This window comes from Streptomyces sp. 63XJN7_1_ISO-PGPR-S23-121, from assembly GCF_056173025.1.
This window is the reverse complement of the sequence record NZ_CM149653.1, coordinates 2,786,385-2,802,456: the sequence shown is the minus strand read 5'-3', so window position 1 is coordinate 2,802,456 and position 16,072 is coordinate 2,786,385. Positions and strand designations below refer to the sequence as shown.

Annotated in this window: 10 protein-coding genes; 1 reads left to right on the top strand and 9 read right to left on the bottom strand. The window is 72.5% G+C overall.

Annotated elements, in window-relative coordinates:
- The first annotated feature begins 56 nt into the window (after positions 1 to 56).
- Positions 57 to 842 carry a CDP-alcohol phosphatidyltransferase family protein gene (locus tag AC0VYN_RS12120; RefSeq protein ID WP_475535979.1) on the top strand — a complete coding sequence of 262 codons (786 nt, stop codon included), beginning with the start codon at positions 57 to 59 and terminating at the stop codon, positions 840 to 842.
- Here the strand turns inward: AC0VYN_RS12120 and AC0VYN_RS12115 are convergent.
- The 9 genes from AC0VYN_RS12115 to AC0VYN_RS12075 all read right to left on the bottom strand — a co-directional run bounded on the left by AC0VYN_RS12115 (position 809) and on the right by AC0VYN_RS12075 (position 16,070).
- Positions 809 to 2,077, bottom strand: coding sequence for an MDR family MFS transporter (locus AC0VYN_RS12115; protein WP_475535978.1), 1,269 nt, complete (start codon positions 2,075 to 2,077; stop codon positions 809 to 811). The two genes, AC0VYN_RS12120 and AC0VYN_RS12115, sit on opposite strands and share 34 nt — an antisense overlap.
- The gene (locus AC0VYN_RS12110) at positions 2,074 to 3,876 is read right to left on the bottom strand and encodes an ABC transporter permease subunit (RefSeq protein ID WP_475535977.1); all 1,803 of its coding nucleotides are present in this window, start codon (positions 3,874 to 3,876) and stop codon (positions 2,074 to 2,076) included. Before AC0VYN_RS12110 ends, AC0VYN_RS12115 begins: the two co-directional genes overlap by 4 nt.
- A gap of 3 nt (positions 3,877 to 3,879) precedes the next feature.
- Complete coding sequence (locus AC0VYN_RS12105) at positions 3,880 to 5,382, bottom strand: ABC transporter substrate-binding protein (protein WP_475535976.1); 1,503 nt, start codon at positions 5,380 to 5,382, stop codon at positions 3,880 to 3,882.
- A 160-nt stretch (positions 5,383 to 5,542) separates the two neighbouring features.
- Positions 5,543 to 6,082 (bottom strand): N-acetyltransferase family protein, encoded by a 540-nt coding sequence (locus tag AC0VYN_RS12100; RefSeq protein WP_475535975.1) that lies wholly within the window; start codon positions 6,080 to 6,082, stop codon positions 5,543 to 5,545.
- 232 nt (positions 6,083 to 6,314) lie between these two features.
- Positions 6,315 to 8,075 carry an Hsp70 family protein gene (locus tag AC0VYN_RS12095; protein ID WP_475535974.1) on the bottom strand — a complete coding sequence of 587 codons (1,761 nt, stop codon included), beginning with the start codon at positions 8,073 to 8,075 and terminating at the stop codon, positions 6,315 to 6,317.
- Entirely contained in the window at positions 8,072 to 8,881 is an 810-nt protein-coding gene (locus AC0VYN_RS12090; protein ID WP_475535973.1) for a hypothetical protein, read from the bottom strand. The genes AC0VYN_RS12095 and AC0VYN_RS12090 overlap by 4 nt, the downstream gene beginning before the upstream one ends.
- The gene (locus tag AC0VYN_RS12085) at positions 8,878 to 10,614 is read right to left on the bottom strand and encodes a hypothetical protein (RefSeq protein ID WP_475535972.1); all 1,737 of its coding nucleotides are present in this window, start codon (positions 10,612 to 10,614) and stop codon (positions 8,878 to 8,880) included. The genes AC0VYN_RS12090 and AC0VYN_RS12085 overlap by 4 nt, the downstream gene beginning before the upstream one ends.
- Positions 10,614 to 12,350: a hypothetical protein gene (locus AC0VYN_RS12080; protein WP_475535971.1), complete on the bottom strand. Its 1,737-nt coding sequence runs from the start codon at positions 12,348 to 12,350 to the stop codon at positions 10,614 to 10,616. Before AC0VYN_RS12080 ends, AC0VYN_RS12085 begins: the two co-directional genes overlap by 1 nt.
- Positions 12,351 to 12,386: 36 nt before the next feature.
- The gene (locus AC0VYN_RS12075; protein ID WP_475535970.1) at positions 12,387 to 16,070 is read right to left on the bottom strand and encodes a DEAD/DEAH box helicase; all 3,684 of its coding nucleotides are present in this window, start codon (positions 16,068 to 16,070) and stop codon (positions 12,387 to 12,389) included.
- Positions 16,071 to 16,072 lie beyond the last annotated feature (2 nt).

The following is a 16,072-nucleotide window of genomic DNA, read 5'->3' as shown; positions in this document are numbered from 1 at the left end:
TGGCCGCACAAGCTAGCGGCGGTGATCGACTCTGTCACACGGCCGGAGGATGTTCGGTGGCCCTGAACAACACGTACGACGCGCGGCCCCCGCAGCAGGAGACCGCGGTGGGAGCGGGCGCGCAGGTCCTGCTGCTGGTGCTGCTCGGCACGGCGATCGGCATGGGAACGGCGGGCTGGCTGACCGGCCTCGCCTTCGCGTTCGCGACCTGGGCGGTGCTCACCCGGGCCCTGCACCGCTCCCGGCCGGCGTCGTTCGGCCCGGCCAACCGGGTCACCCTCGGCCGGGCCACCCTGGTCGGCGGGGTCACGGCCCTGGTCGCCGACTCGTTCCGCAGCGCGCCGCCCGTCTCCCTCCTGGTCGGCCTGACGGCCGTGGCCCTGGTGCTGGACGGCGTGGACGGCCGGGTGGCCCGCCGCACGGGCACGTCGACGGCCCTGGGGGCGCGCTTCGACATGGAGGTCGACGCGTTCCTCATCCTGGTGCTCAGCGTGTACGTCGCGATGGATCTGGGCCCGTGGGTGCTGCTGATCGGCGGCATGCGGTACGTCTTCGTCGCCGCCGCCCGGGTGTGGCCGTGGCTGACCGCTCCGCTGCCGCCGAGCACGGCCCGCAAGACGGTGGCGGCGTTGCAGGGGGTGCTGTTGCTGCTCGCGGGCGCGGGGCTGCTGCCGCGGGTGGTCAACGCGGGGGTGGTGGGGCTGGCGCTGGGGCTGCTGGTGTGGTCGTTCGGCCGGGACGTGGTGTGGCTGTGGCGGACGTCGGGGGCCGGGGCGGCGTCCGACGAGGGGCCGGCGGCCGCGCCGGCTCAGGTGTCCGCGGGCCGGCTCCTGGCCCGGTGACCGCGGGGCAGCAGGGCGGCCGCGGCGAGCGGTACGGCGCCCAGTACCAGCCACGGCACGACGGCGGGCAGCCCGCTGTCCAGCAGCAGGCCGGTCGCGGAGCTGCCCGCCAGCACGATCAGCCCGGAGACCGAGGACAGGGCCCCGGTGTAGAGCCCGAGTCTGCCGTCCTCGGCGAGGTCGGGCACCCAGGCGCGGGCGACGGGCGCGACCAGCATCTGCCCGAGCGTCAGCAGCACGACGAACCCGGCGGCCGGCACCAGCCCGCCCGCACCCGTCCACCCGGCGGGCCGGGCGAGGGCGACGGCGGCGAACCCGCCCGCGACCAGCACCAGCCCGGCCGCCATCGACCGGCGTGGCGTCAGCCGCTCCCCCGCCCACCGGGTCACCGGCAACTGTGCGGTCACCACCAGCAGGGAGGACAGCGCGAACAGCCAGGCCAGCGGCGCCTGGGAACCGGCGGCCCGCTCCACCTCGGCGGGCAGGGCCAGGTAGAGCTGGTTGTAGGCGAGGAGGTAGGCGCCGTAGGCACAGCACAGGGCCAGGAAGGGCCGGTTGCGCAGCAGCAGCCGTGCCCCGCCCCCGGCCCGGACACGGGTCCGCCCGGGAAGGCGCTGGGGCAGCAGCCACGCGTGCCCGGCGAGGACGAGCACGAAGACGCCGGCCCCGGCCAGGCACGCCGTGCGGAAGCCGACGGCCAGCAGCAGCGCGCCCAGCAGCGGTCCGACGAAGGCGCCCGCCTGTCCGGCCACGGTGAAGAGCGCGAGCACCCGGGTCCGGTCCCCGCCGCCCTGTTCCTCCCACAGGACGGCCTGCCGGGCGACCTCGGACTCGACGGCCGGCGAGAACAGCGCGGCGGCGAACCCGATGAGCAGCACCGCGCCGACGACCGTCCAGGTCCGCTCGGCGTACCCGAGCCATCCGAACCCGGCGATGCGCAGCACGCATCCGGCGAGGACGACGGGCCGGATGCCGTACCGGTCGGCCAGTGCCCCGCCGACCACGAACAGCCCCTGCTGGCTGAAGGTCCGCAGTCCGAGCACGAAGCCGACCAGCCAGCCCGTCATGCCCACGGCCTGCCCGAGGTGTTCGGCGAGGAAGGGAAGGACGGCGAAGAAGCCGATGTTGAAGGCGAGCTGGGTGAGGACGAGCAGCCGCAGGAGCGGGGAGAGCGGGGTGGTGCGCCGGCGGCCCGGGGCCTTGGCGGGCGCCCGGCCGGTGGATGCGGGGGTCATCGGGTTCCGGCCGGTTCCTTCTCGACGGCGATGGCGGTGGGCTGCTGCCGGCCGGTGTCCGGGGGCGTACGACGGGGTGCGCGGTGCGGTCGGCGCACCCCGCCCGCGGCGGTGACGGCGAGGGCGCCGAGCAGGGCGAGGACGGCGGCGGGGGCGAGGACGGCCCAGGGGGCGCGTTCGGCGTAGGGCTGGTTCTCGGCGAGGAGCAGGCCCCATTCGGGGGACGGCGGCTGGGCGCCGAGGCCGAGGAAACCGAGCGAGGCGAGCGCGAGGGCGACGCCGGGCAGCCGCAGCAGGGCGTGGCGGGTGACGGGCGGCAGGACGGCGGGGAGCAGTTCGCGGCGCAGCAGGTACCGGCGCCCGGCGCCCATCCCCCGGGTGGCGGTGATGTGCAGGGTGGCGCGTTCCTGGCGCAGCAGCGACGAGGTGTGCGCGGCGAGCGGCGCCCAGGCCACGGCGCCCACGGCGAGGGCGGGGGTGGCCGCTCCGCTGCCGGCGACGGCGGTGACGAGGAGGGCGGCGAGGACGGGCGGCACGGCGTTGACGGTGTCGACGAGCGGCGCGGACACCCGTGGCAGGAGTCCCAGCAGTACGCCCGTGAGCAGGGCGGCGGCGGTGATGGCGGAGGCGAGGAGCAGCGTGTCGAGGGCGCCGTGGCCGACGCGGGCGAGCAGGTCGCGGCCGAGGGCGTCGGTTCCGAACGGGTGGGCGAGGGACGGTGGTTGGAGCCGCTGCCCGGTGTCGAGGACGAGCGGATCGCGGGCCAGTCCGCACGCGACGACGACGAGCAGGGCGCCGCCGTGCAGGAGGGGCAGCAGGCCGCGGGCGGGCGGTGCGGGCCGGTGCAGGGAGGACAGGGCGCCGTCCCGCAGGGCGGGCCCGGTGAGCAGGCGGCCCGCGAGGCGGGTGGCGAGGGTGGCGAGCGCGGCGAGCAGGAGGAGGGCGAGGGTGCCGGTCTGGAGGACGGGCAGGTCCTGGGCGAGCGCGGCCTGGAGGGTGGTGCGGCCGAGACCGGGGATGTCGAAGATCTGCTCGACGGCGACGGCCCCGCCGGTCAACCCGACGACGAACAGGCCGAGGTTGGGCAGCAGGGCGGGCACGCACCGGCGCACCGCCTGCCCGGCGATGCGCCGGCTCGGCAGGCCGCGGGCGGCCGCGGCCAGCGCCCAGGGCTCGCCGAACGCGCCGGGCAGCAGATCGTCGAGGAGCCGCCCGAGCACGGCGCCGGCGGGCAACCCGAGGGCGAGGGCGGGCAGTACGGTCCACTGCGGCCCGTACCACCCGAGCGCGGGCAGCCAGCCGAGCTGTACCCCGACGACGGTGGCGAGCACGGAGGCGACGAGGAACTCGGGCAGTGCGGCGACCACGGCGGAGACGGTGCCGCCGCGGCGCCGCCCGTCGAGCCGCCGCCGTGCGCCGAGCCGGAGGGTGCGGGCGCAGACGGCCCCGGCGGTGAGGGCGGCGACCAGGAGGGCGACCGTCATCAGCAGCAGGGAGGCGCCGAGCGCCTGGAGCACGTCGGGCAGGACGTCGTTCCCGGAGATCCACGACTGCCCGGCGTCCCCGTGCGCGAGCCCGCCGAGCCACCGGCCCAGCAGACTCAACGGCCCGCCGTCCAAACCGAGTTGCTCGCGGATGCCGGCGAGGACCTCGGGGGTGGGATCACGGTCGGCCGACCGCGCCTTGAGGACGGTGTGCGCCGGGTCGGTGCGGGTCAGCCACGGCAACAGGCCGATTCCGCACACCAGTCCGGCCGCGAGCACGGCCCGCCACGCCACGGTGGCCACGCGCTGCCGCACGGCTCAGCGCCGGGTGCCGGTGCCGACGAGGGTGCGCTCGTACGGGTCGAGGACGACACCCTGCACGGACGCGCCGACGCCGGTGATGATGCGCTGGTGCACCAGCGGCACGACGGCGTCGGACCCGAGGACGCGTGCCTCGGCGGCCATGGCGGCGTCCTGCCGCTCGGCGGTGTCGGCGATCCCCTCGGCCTTCCTCACGGCGGTGTCGACGCCCTTGTCGCACAGCTGGGCGATGTTGTAGCCGCCGTCGCAGGCGTAGTCACTGGCGAGGACGGCGACGGGGTCGCCGGTGTCGACCAGGGTGTTGCGGGCGAGGACGAAGGCGTCGAACTTGCCGTCCAGGGCGTCGCCTTCCAGGCGCGAGTACTCGCGCACGGTCAGCTTCACCTTGAACCCGGCCTTCTCCAGCTGCTGTTTGACGACCTGGGCGACCTCGGGCAGCTCGGGCCGGTTGTCGTAGGTGGCGAGGGAGACGGTGGTCCCGTTCGTCTTCCCGGCGGCGGCGCGCCCGACGGGCTCCTGCCGCTTGCCCCCGGCCCAGGTCACGGCGGGCCCGTAGATGCCCGCCCCGGCGTCGGCGTACCCCTCGTACACGTCCTGGGCGAACACGGAGGTGTCGAGCGCACCGCGGGCGGCGGCGCGCAGTCGGGCGTCCTCGAAGGGCCCGGAGGAGGAGTTGAGCAGCAGGCTGGTGGTCCGTGTGGTGGCGGTGTCCCGCCGGCTGTCCTTGTCGAGGCTCGCCGCCTGGGCGACGGGTACGGCCTCGGCGATGTCCAGTTCGCCGGTGCGCAGGGCGTTGGCGCGGGCGGTGCCGTCGGCGATGAAGCGGGCGTCGACGCCGGAGGCCTGGGCGCGGCCGCCCCAGTAGTCGTCGAAGCGGTCGAGGGAGGCGGAGGTGGCGCCGTTCACCTCGGTGATCTCGAAGGGCCCGGTGGCGGTGCCGACGGGGTCGACGCGGCCGCCCTTCTCGTAGGCCTTCTTGGAGAGGATCGCGAGGCTGGGGCTGGACAGCCGCAGCGGGAGAACGGGGTCGGGCGCGGCGGTGGTGACCCGCAGGACACGGTCGCCGCCGGCCTTCGCGGTGAGGGTGACGCCGGCGAGGGCGGCGGGCGCGGGCCTGGCGGCGGTGGCGCGGGCGAGGGAGTCGGCCACGGCGGCGGGGGTGACGTCGGTGCCGTCCTGGAAGGTGGCGTCGCGGAGGGTGAACTCCCATGCCCTGTCCCCGTCCCGGCGCCAGGACTCGGCGAGGGCGGGCGCGGCGGAGCCGTTGGCGTCCAGTGCGGTGAGGCCCTCGGTGACCCCAAGCCGGCTGAGGAGGGTGGCGTCGGCGCCGTAGGGCGACAGGTTCTCGGCGGGCGGGAAGGCGAGACCGACGCGGAGACGCGAACCGCCGTCGCCGTCACCGCCCTTGGCGGACTCGCCGCCACCGGAGGCGAAGCAGCCGGCGACCAGCGGGAGGAGGAGAAGGGGGGCGAGCAGCCGGGGGCGGCGGTGGGAGCGCATGGTCCTCGGATCGGTCGGGGTGGAGAGGGGGCGGGGCGACGCGTGGAACATTACATGAAAATGATTTCCATGTGTGTGCGAGGTCGCCTGCCGCGTGGCACTGCGGTGGCGTGGCGCTGCGGCGCTGCGGCGCTGCGGCGCTGCGGCGCTGCGGGACGGCTTACGGCATAGGCACGTCGAAGTGCACGATGCCCTGCCCGCCCCCGGCGTCCTCGCGCTCGTCGTGCACGACCTTGGCCAGCGACCGCCAGAACGGCTCGGCCCCGGTGACGGCGGGATCGGTGTGCAGATAGACGGCGCGGTATCCCCCGTCGGCGGCGGCGAAGGCGAGCAACTCGCCGACGAGCCTCCGCGCCAGCCCGCGTCGGCGATGCTCGGGCCGGACGTAGACGCGACGCAGCTGCGCGGTGACGCCGGAGGGGTAACGCTCGGCGATGTGGCGGGGGTTCGGGGGGTGCGCGGGCCCGCGGGAGTCCAGGGCCCCGGTGGCGACCACCTCACCGTCCCGCTCGTCGACGGCGACGAGGAGGGTGTGCCGGGCGGGGCTCAGGTACGCACCGTCCAGGTCGATGATGTCCCGGTGCCAACGGGGCACGTACCCGGTGCCGAAGTCGCGGTAGACGGTGTCGAGCATGACGGCGCGGGCGGCGTCGAGGTCGGCGGGGGTGGCGGGGCGGATGGTGTAGTCGGTGGTGCGCACTTGCACATCATATGCAATAAGACCGGGCTTGATCCACGCCCCCTGAGCCACCACGCAACCGCGCCCGTCTTCCCCAGGGTGAGGCCGAAGCCCGGCCGCGTCGGGCGGCAAGGTCACCGCCGACCGCATCCTCAGGCACGGTGACCGGATCTCCATCAGCCGCCTGTCTACTTGCCGCAGTGGAGCGAGCTATGACGCACCCGGGGATTGCCCCACCGAGTCCAGCGGCTGATCAAAGTCCCTCCGTGACCACTCCCTGCGACTCACCGTTGACCGTTACTGCGGGGTCGGCCTCTACCACACGCAAGGACATGCCAATCGGTGCGGGGCGGACGTTGGCTGTTTCAGCTGCCGAGAGGTGTCGGACGTTGGAGGACCCGTCGGCGAACGGACGGCCGGTGTGGGCCAGGAGACGGGTCAATTCATCGTCGAGGCCGTGCTGCAGTGGGGTGCCGTCGGGACCGAAGGAGTCGATTTCGCGCTCTGCGAGCTGCTTACCGGTGGCCGCATGCGTGGCAGTGAAGCGCAGGATGCCGCTCTCGTTGTACCGGAACTTGATCTCGATCTTGTTCCGGTGGATGTCCTGTTCCCGGATCGGGAGATTCACTTCGATGTTGGCCAGGGGGAACGCACGGTCGCTGTCTGCCGGGTAACCGACCTCGCCCTCGATCACCGGCACCCGCACGAAGGAAGCACCCGGCGTGTCCGGGTAGAAGGTGGCCGAACCCTCCGCGGGGAGCGTGGCATTGCGTCGGATGATGGCGCGGAAGCCCTTCTGCTCGCCCGCGCTCACGGCCGTGCCCAGGTCGTAGCTGGTCACCAGTGAGAAGTCGCTGTCGTCACCGAGTTCACCGTCGAGGGAGGCCGCATAGATGGCCGCGCCCCGGGCGACAGCGGTCATGGGCCGGCACAGGCCGCTGTCGACGATGCGGTCGTGGCCGAGGAGCTCGCCCAGGGCGTGACGCACCTGGGGGATCTGCGAGGTGCCGCCGATCATCAGGACGGAGTCGATGTCGTCCGGGGTGATGGCCAGGTCTTCCAGAGCCTGCTGGACCGCCTGCAGGGCGCGGGTGATGAGTGGAGTGATCGCCTCGGTGTACTCGGCCGCGGTGATCCTGACCTCACGCTTCGAGACCGAGGGGGCGAGGCCGACCGGGAGGTCGAAGTAGAGTGCGCCGTCCATCGGCACGGACGACAGCGCGATCTTCGTCAGCTCGACCGACCGGCGCCACCGGCGTCGTTCGGCCTTGGTGAGCCGGTCCGCGGTCAGCCCGATCTTCTGCTGGATCAGCTGGGCCAGCGCGTTGTCGAATTCCAGACCACCGAGGGCGGTGATGCCGCGGGAGGTCTGCTCCTCGAAGAGGCCGTCGTCGTATTCCAGGACGGTGACGTCGATGGTGCCGCCGCCCCAGTCGAAGACGAGGAAACGGCCGGGGATCGGGACGTCGTGGGCGTACGAGATCGCAGCCGCGGTGGGCTCGTTGAGCAGGGCCCGGACCTTCACCCCGCCGAGCGCCGCCGCGGCGCGGGTGCGGTAGCGGGCGCCGCCCGTGGCCTTGGCGGGGACGGTGACGACCGCGTTGGAGAGGTCGAGCAGCTGGGCGGATACGCCTTCCTTCATCCGGCTGAAGAGGGAGGCGGCCGCGACCGTGCTGTGGAACTTCTCCGAGCCGACCCAGGCGTGGTGCTCCTCGAGCTGGGCGGCGACCTCGAGGCCGTCGACGTCGCCGTCCTGCTCGGCACCGGAGCGGGTGCCAAGCATGCGCTTCACGGCGTCGAGCGGCTCGCTGGTGCCGGTCTTCGCCTCCCAGCCGAAGCAGAGGGTGCGCTGGAGGTCGCGGACGGACAGCACGGAGGGGAAGAGCTGCTCGAACTCCGACATCCGCCACTGGGCGGGCACGTTGTCGCCGTCGATCGGCAGCACCTCGGTGGTGTGCCCGTTCCAGTGCGCCACCACGGAGTTGCTGGTGCCGAAGTCGATACCGAAGGTCATCGCGTTCCCCTTTGCGTCATGCCAAGTCGCTTGCTCACCGCAGCACGCAGCGTCTGCCTGTAGGTCGGCGCCGGAGCCGGGTCCTCCACGCCTGTTGCGGCACGGGGATCAACGGCTCCCGGCACCGGAGCTTCCTGCCCGGCGACGGCACGCAGCCAGCCGCGTTCGACGAGCTTCCCGGACTCCTTGTCGACGTAGGCCGGCGCGACGAGTTCAAAGGTGACCGGGCCTTCCTGCATCACGCCGGGCTGGTCCTCCACGACGTTGAACAGCGACTGATCGCTGGCGTAGCCGACGATCTGCAGGCCGGCCTTCGCCACCTCGTGGTCGAGGCGGGTCACCACTGTCGTCAACTTCTTCGCTTCCAGCGCCTGCCGGTGCAGGACAGCCAGCTGGGCCAGGTGCATCTGGCGTGTGCGGATACTCTCCAGCACACCCTTGCGTACCGCTTCTGCGAACTGGGGAAGCACTCGGCGCATCAGCTCGACCCGGAGGGCGGAGACCAGGTCGGCCTCGGTCTCCTTGCCGGCCAGAACTGCGCCCAGTTTCTCCGTCACCTCCTCCAACTCCCTCTCCACCACCGGCAGGAGCGTGTCGTTGACCGACTTCAGGATCGCGGCGGCGTCCAGGGTCCCCGGGACGAACTCGGGCAAGTGGCTCTCGGTGAATCGCCAGGGAGCAGCCTCGGCCGCCCTGCGCTCTCCACGATTGCGCACGCTTCCGTTGTTCGGCCCGCGTCCCTGACTCTGCCGGGATCCGTCACGGGGACCGGAACCACTGTCGCCTTTGCCGGCTTTGCTGCTCACGATGTGCTGCTCTCTGGGTCTTCAAGGGCTGCGGTGTCTTCGGCAGCCGGGGAAAGGCGTTCTGTCGCCCTGGTGATTATTTCTCGGGCCGCCTCGGTGCGGGACCACGCGCGGTCGCTGTCCGTGGGCGGCTCGGTGAGCCGCTGCAGGGGCTCGGGCGGGAGTTCCAGCCGGTGGCTCGTACCGGCGGGGTCCTCCCAGCGGTTCGGGGCGAGCGGGACGGCGAACCGGGGTACTTCCCGCTGCTCCCGTTCGGCCTTCTCGATCATGTCCTTGGCGCGGTTGATCCGGACGCAGCCGCTGTCGTCGAGCTCCTTCCTCAGGGCTCGCCAGGCCTTCTTCCAGTCGCCCGCCCCGTCGGGCACACCGAGGACCAGGTAGGGGTTGAGCGGCTGGTCGCGTTCTCCGTGGGGCCGGTCCTCCAGGAAGCTCCGGTTCTTCCGCAACGCGGCCACGGCGCCTCCGCCGAGCTGGTCCCGCACCGGGGGGCGGCCTTCGGCGTCCTGCTCCAGGAGTCTGAGGGACTCCGCCGCTTCCTGGCCGGCGCGCAGGTAGGCCTGGACGTTCTGGGCCTCCCAACGCACCGGCTGCGCGTGGTGCCGGAGCCTCTCGGCCACGGTGAGCGCAGTCCTCTTCCGCTGCTCCGCCGTCTCGTCGTCACCGCGGAGAAGGGCACGGTGCATCTGCCGCACGGCCCTGATCAGGGTCCGTACGCCGATCCAGCCGTTGAACCTCTTGTTGCCCGCGCTGCGCACACCGGGGTGGACCCGCTCCAGGAGGACCCACAGCCGCTCGTCGGCGACGAGGTCGTCCGGGACCTCTCCGGTCCGCCGCACCTCGCACAGGGCGTCGAGGAACTTCCGCGTCGGTGGCAGGAGGTCGGTCCACTCCTCGGCGACGGCCTTGGCGTCGCCGGCCTGCAGCCTCACCAGCAGACGCCAGTCCTGCGGCCAGTCACGGCCGGGTTCGGTTCCCGGGCCGGCCTCCCGGCGCTCCCGTTCCAGGGGCCAGGCCAGCAGGTCCATCTCCTCGTCGGTGAGGGACACCGGGTCCAGACGGGCGCGGAAGTAGGCGGCACGGGAGGTGCCGTCGCGCTCGGGGACCGCGCCGATCCACTCCTCGTCGATGTAGTCGTCGAGGAGCGGCCGGGGAAGTCTGGCCAGGAGCGCCCTCTGCCGAGGGGCCGGCAGGTTGGTCTCCATCAGGCGACGGTCGTCCTGGTAGACCTGCCACATGCTGCCCGGCTCCCCCAGGAGCGGCAGCGGCTTGTCCTGCAGCAGGGCGCGGGCGCGGTCGTCGAGCCGGCCGTTGAGGACGTTCAGCCCGTGGTCCTGTGCCATGACGAGCAGGGAGACGCCCTCGACCGGGTCGTTCTGCCGGGACGCCGCGTCGGCCACGGCCTGCGTCAGCTTCTGTGCGGAGAGCGTTCCGGCTTCCGTCTTCAGCGTGTCGGGCAGCATGAGTTCGGCGAAGGAGCGGGCCTTCTCCCAGGTCTCCCGGTCTGCGAACCCTTCGGGAACCGGCTGGAGCATGACCGGTTCCGGCCGCTTCTGCTGCGGAACGACCGGAGCGGGGCTGCCGGCGGCTTCCGCGACCCTCGGGGCTTCCCCGACGGTCCGGCCCTGGGCGCGGGCCTGGCGGAGGGCGAGGCGGCGGGCGATCTCGCGCTGCCGCAGCTCCTCCAGGCGGGCCTGCTCGTCCTGGCCCCCTCCCGGCGAGGTTCCTGTCGTCATCAGAGTTCCTCCGCGAAGGTGTGCACCTGCTCGATCACCGCGGCAGGGGTCCGGTCCAGGCTGTAGGAGTCGGCGAAGGCGATCCTGTCGGCGAGGCCTCCGGCACGGACCTCGTGGCGCAGGGCCCGGAGCCGTTCGTTCCCGCACTCCTCGGTGGCGGACTCCAGCGGATGCTTGACGGCGACCGCGACGGGCTCGCCGGTGAAGTCCGAGGTGAAGAGCGCCACCGGGCCGGCGGCGGTCTCCTTCAGGCTGACGTCGGGCTCCTCGTCCGCCCAGCCCCTCAGTAGTACGGCGTGCTCGTCCGGGTCGATCCGCAGGGTCCGGCCGCGCAGGGCGTCGGTCAGGTCGCGGGCGAGCCTCCAGTCGTACAGCGGGTGGAGGCGCATGTTGGAGTAGTCGCGCAGACAGGCGTAGCAGGAGCTGCGGCAGTTCCGCGCGTGCTGGTCGGCCTCCAGGTCGTGCACGTAGCGGTCGACCGCCTGGAGGAACTCCTCGATGTTTTCCTCCGAACCGAGGTGGGTGCTGAAGCCCGCGCCGTTGTCGAGGCTGTCCGCCAGGTAGGCCATGACGGGGGCCGCCACCGGGGCGTCCGAGCCGTGGATGCCGCTGAGGAGTTCCTCCGGCTGCACGTCCAGGTGCGGGGCGGCGGCACGGCGCAGCAGGGCCGCCAGCGAGTACCAGGCGGCGCGCCGGCCGTGATAGGCCTCGGGGAAGCCGTCGGTCTGCTGGGACTTCGAGATGTCGAAGCGCAGGCCCCGGCCCGTGTCGAGGGCGTCCTTGGCTCCGATGAAGAGCATGTCGGTGTGCTGGGTGGCGCCGAGGGCGATCTCCAGGTCGGCTTCCGCCCTGGGATTGTCCAGGGCGAGGTATCCGCGCCACGGGCCGGTGTTCTTGACGAACCGGAAGAGCTTTCCGGCGTTGGTGTTGACGATGTAGCGGTCGCCGCTGCCGGTGTGGACGACCATCCAGTCGTCGGCGGCGCGGTGGATGCGCGGGGCGGTCTTCTCCAGGTCGGTGGCGGTCCGTGCGCTGGTGGCGTTGGAGCCGAGCTCCCGGTAGCCGTCGTAGTCCCGTGCTTCGCGGGCGGCCCGGAAGCCCGCGGGCTCCCGGAAGGGGACGGCCCTGTAGTACTTGCTCTCCGCTCCACAGGCGGGGCAGGTGCCGGCGTCCCCGCTTTCCGGGTCGACGACGGCCTGCGGGTCCACGTGGGAGCAGATCCGGCACATGGCGACCAGCTGTTCCGGTCCGAACGGCTCCTCCGCGGCCTGCACTCCTCGACCGCTCGGGACGAGGGAGACCACTCCGCTGGAGCGGAGCAGACGGCCGTCCTGCGGGGTTTCGCTGCCCGGTGCGAACTTGCTGAGGGCGACGGCCAGGTCGCGGTTGACGGAGTCGGCCGGCGGCCAGGGGAAGGTCTTCTTCGGGATGCTCCGGTAGAGGAGGCGGGAGCGGGTCGGGAAGCCGAACATGGGCAGAAGACCCGCTTCCGCCAGGCGCTGGCTGAGGTCGGAGTGGCCGACCGGCCTGGCTGCCACCTCGTCGACCTGGCCGAGGAGTTCGGCGACGGCGGCCACCGGGTCGATGGCGGTGGTGCCCTCCGGTGTTCCGGCCCGGAGGGCGGCGGCAGCGGCCCTGACGCGGTCCGGGTGCTCGGCGATCCAGCGGCGGACGGCGCCGCGGTGCGTCGGCCAGTCGGCGGCGAGGCCGAACTGTCCGTGGACGTTGCTCGTCATGTCCGGCCCCTTCCGGCGGTCCTGCGGCTGCAGGGGCTAGAAGGCCTGGCGCAGGACCTCTCCCAGCAGGACCCGCCGGAAGACGGAGACCATGCCGAGGACCAGGTAGGGCGGTGGGGTCGGGTCGTTGGTGATGGCCTCCGGGCGGGCGAAGTAGTGCTCGTCGTGACTGCGGCCGCGGCAGACGGTGAGGGCCACGGCGACCGGGCTGTTGCGCCGTCCCGCGCGTCCCACCCGCTGCTGGTAGTTGAAGCGGGTGGGCGGCATGTTGGCCATGATCACGGTGTTGAGGGGACCGATGTCGACCCCGGCCTCCATGGTCGTGGTCACGGAGAGCAGTTCCAGGCCGTCCGCCTGCGGGACGTCGTCGTCGCCGAGGAAGACGTCCTGGAAGAGTCCCTGCCGGCGCTGGGCCTCCAGCCGGTCCGTCTGGCCGGTCAGCTCCGCGGTGCGCAGGGGGAAGTCACCGGTGCGGTGGGCGGCCTTCCAGGCGTAGTAGTCGTCCTCGAGGACTCCGCTGTACTGCTGGGGCACGGCGGGCAGCGGGGTCAGGCACTTGGTGCACAGTCCCGCACCCGGGTGGAGGTGCGGCCGGTGGCAGGACCGACAGGTCCAGGTCCTGTTCTCGCCGGGGCGGAGCGCCACCTTCTCCGGCTTGATGACGTAGTCGACCACGGCGTCCTTCCAGACGCCGAGCACCCGGTCCGTGACCGTCTCCAGATCGGTGCCCTGCCGTTCGGCGACCTGCTTCCAGAAACGCTTCAGAGGCGCGGGCGGCCTCTGCAGGGAGGCGCGTATCCGGGTGAAGCGCCGCATCAGGCCGAGGATCCGCAGACTGGCACGCGCCACGGCCTGATCGCTGTCCGGGCCGATGTCCAGGGTCGAGCGGTCGTCGCGCAGGCAGAGCCAGCCGAGTCCGAGCGATTCGAAGTCACGGCCGCCGCCCGAGAAGAGGCTTCCGACGGTCTCGAGACGGAGGCGGAAGCGGAGGCGGTCGAGCAGTTCCTCCTGTGCCTGGGTCTCCACCACCGCTTCCCGGTCCCGCTCCCAGTTGTAGAGCGCGGTCCAGGGCTGTCCGGCCGAGGTCTGCTGGAGCGAGGCGGCGGGACCGGCGGGGTTGGTGCCGTACGCCAGCAGCATGCCTTCGAGGTCGGAGGCGAGGTCGTCCAGGGAGGGCAGTTCGGAGAACTTCCGCTCCAGGTCGGGCAGGAGTTCCGGTTCCGCGTCGAGGTCGTCGGCAAGGATCGCCTTCAGGCGCCCCCAGTCCGCCGGGTTGCGGTCGCGCAGCCGTTCCATGGCGGAACGGGCACCGGCACGGTCGACGGCTTCCCCGGCGTAGTGGGCCTTTACCAGCTGGAGGTCTCCGAACGGATCCCCCTGGCTCTCGACGGCTTGGGCGCTGAGCAGGCGGAGAAGGTCCTGGTAGTGGCGGAGGGCGAGACCGCTGGCGAGCTCGGAGGCGTCGTCACGGCTGTCGGAGAAGGCGATCGCCTTGCGCCGTCCGTCGGGAAGGTGGCCGAGAGCCTCGGTCACCAGCACCTGGTTGATCTTGTAGAAACCGGTGCGCATCCGCCGGACCGGCGCGTTGCGCAGCCGGTCGGGGGATTCCAGCGGGACGAAACGGCCGTCCTTGTCGTACTTGATCTCCCAGTCGTCGCCGCAGGCGGGGCAGCGGGTGGGGAAGGCCTGGAGCCGGGCCGGGTCATAGGCGGGCTTCTTGCCCTCCTTGTCCAGGGGCACGGAGATGTGGAACGACCATCCGGTGTGCTGGACGTCCCGGTTCTCCAGCCGGCCGGTGGCGGGCTGGTAGGCGCTGCGGCGGAACGCGAACTCGACCTGCGGTCCGCCGTCGGACAGGCCCGCGTGCCAGTCGGGGTCGTCGAGGCCGAGGCCTTTGGTGCGCGGCCAGTACACGACGTAGTTCGCCGCGGTGGGTGCGCCGCTCGCCTCGTCGGGGAGCAGGTCCATGTCCGGGAAGTCGGTGTGGAGGGCACCGGTGAACTTTCGCCGCCGGGTGTCCTTGGGGCTGGCGTAGCCGCCGAGCATGAGATCCCCGCAGGCCTGGCAGGAGAGGAGTTCCAGCACGCGGGCGCCGCAGGTGCAGCGGGAGGTGGGCTCGGCGAAGAGTCGGCCGACCCGGCGTTCGGTGTCGTGCTCCACGGGGATGTGGGGACAGTTCGGATCGGAGCAGGCCCAGACGCCCTCGATGTTCCGAAAGAAGAAGTGGGCGCGGAGCTGGGGAAGTTCGGGGTCCTGGGCGGAGCCGAGCACGCGCAGGACACCGTGGAGGGCGTTCCGGCGCTGGTCCTCGGGGGTGTCCGGGAAGAGGTTCTTCGCCAGTTCGGGGGCGGGCAGGGCGCGGGACCTGCCGCCGGGGGTGAGGGCGTGCTGGAGCGCCGGGCCGATGCCGGTCTCCCGGGCCAGGGCGACGGCCTCGTCCTGGGTGACGGGGACCTTCGCGGCCCGCGCGAGGCGTTCGGTGTGGGCGGCCAGGCCGCCCCCGCCGTGGATCTCCTTCGTCCTTCCGGGGATGATCACACGCCGGGAGCCGGGCAGGGCGAAGAACCCGTCGAGGAAGTCGTCGTCCCGGCCGGCCTCCAGGGAGGCGGAGGCGGCGAGCACCCGCAGCTTCTCGGGGCTCTCGTCGAGGCCGAGGCGGTGACGGAGGTTGCGCAGCAGGTAGGCCACCTCGGTGCCGGCCGTGCCGCGGTACATGTGGAGCTCGTCGAGGATCAGGGTGAGGCGGGCGCCGGGGGTCTCCTCCAGCCACTTCCTCGTGGCGCTGAAGATGTGCTCCTCCTGCTTGCGGAGCAGCATGATGTTCAGCATCGAGTAGTTGGTGATCATGATGTCCGGCGGCGCGGCCTGCATGTCCCAGCGGGCGTGGATCTCCGCTCCGCCGAGGCGCGGGACGAAGGGCCGCAGCTCCTCGTCGAGCTTCTCGTCGGCCTTGCGCTGCCGCTCCTGGAGCTCCCGCAGGTACTGCCTCAAACGGAAGTTCGCCGGCTCGGAGTCGCGGCCGCCGGAGACGGGGGTGGCTCCGGTGTAGCGGCCGAAGTAGAAGCGGTGTCCGTTGCGCTTGCGGTCCAGCCAGGCGTGGGCCTCGCGGCTGTCCAGCGACTTCCGGAGCCGGACCAGCTGGTCGTCGGCGAGGGCGTTGGTGGGGTAGAGGATCAGTACGCGCACGGCGGCGGGGTGCCCGTGCTCGCCCTGCCGGCTGGGCACGTGCTCGCCGTCCTGCTGCCACCATTCCCGCTGCACGGCACGGGTTCCCTGCCAGTGGGCGGACTCGGCGACCAGGTCGGCGAGGACCGGCAGCAGGAAGGACTCCGTCTTGCCGGAACCGGTGCCCGCGGTGACCACGAAGTCCTTGCCCTCGCAGGCGGCGACCAGGGCGTCGTGCTGGTGCTGGTAGAGGCTGGTCACGCCGTCGGGGAGGGTGAAGCGGGCGAACTCGGCCGCGTCGGGGTGCGCCCCCGCCTCGGCGAAGGACTCCGCGATGCCGACGCCCCGGGAGGCGTACTGCGGGCGCAGTTCGATCAGCGGATCGCGCCAGGCGCCGTTGTCCCGGTCCAGGAGGTTGCGCCGTTCCTCCATGACGGAACGGTCGTCGACGCTGAACGGGGTGTCGTAGTAACGGAAGAGCGCGCTGCGCAGGTCGTCGAACGTGCCCATGACGTCCTGGACGTCGGTGTCCGTCGCCGCCGTCTGCTGTTCCACGC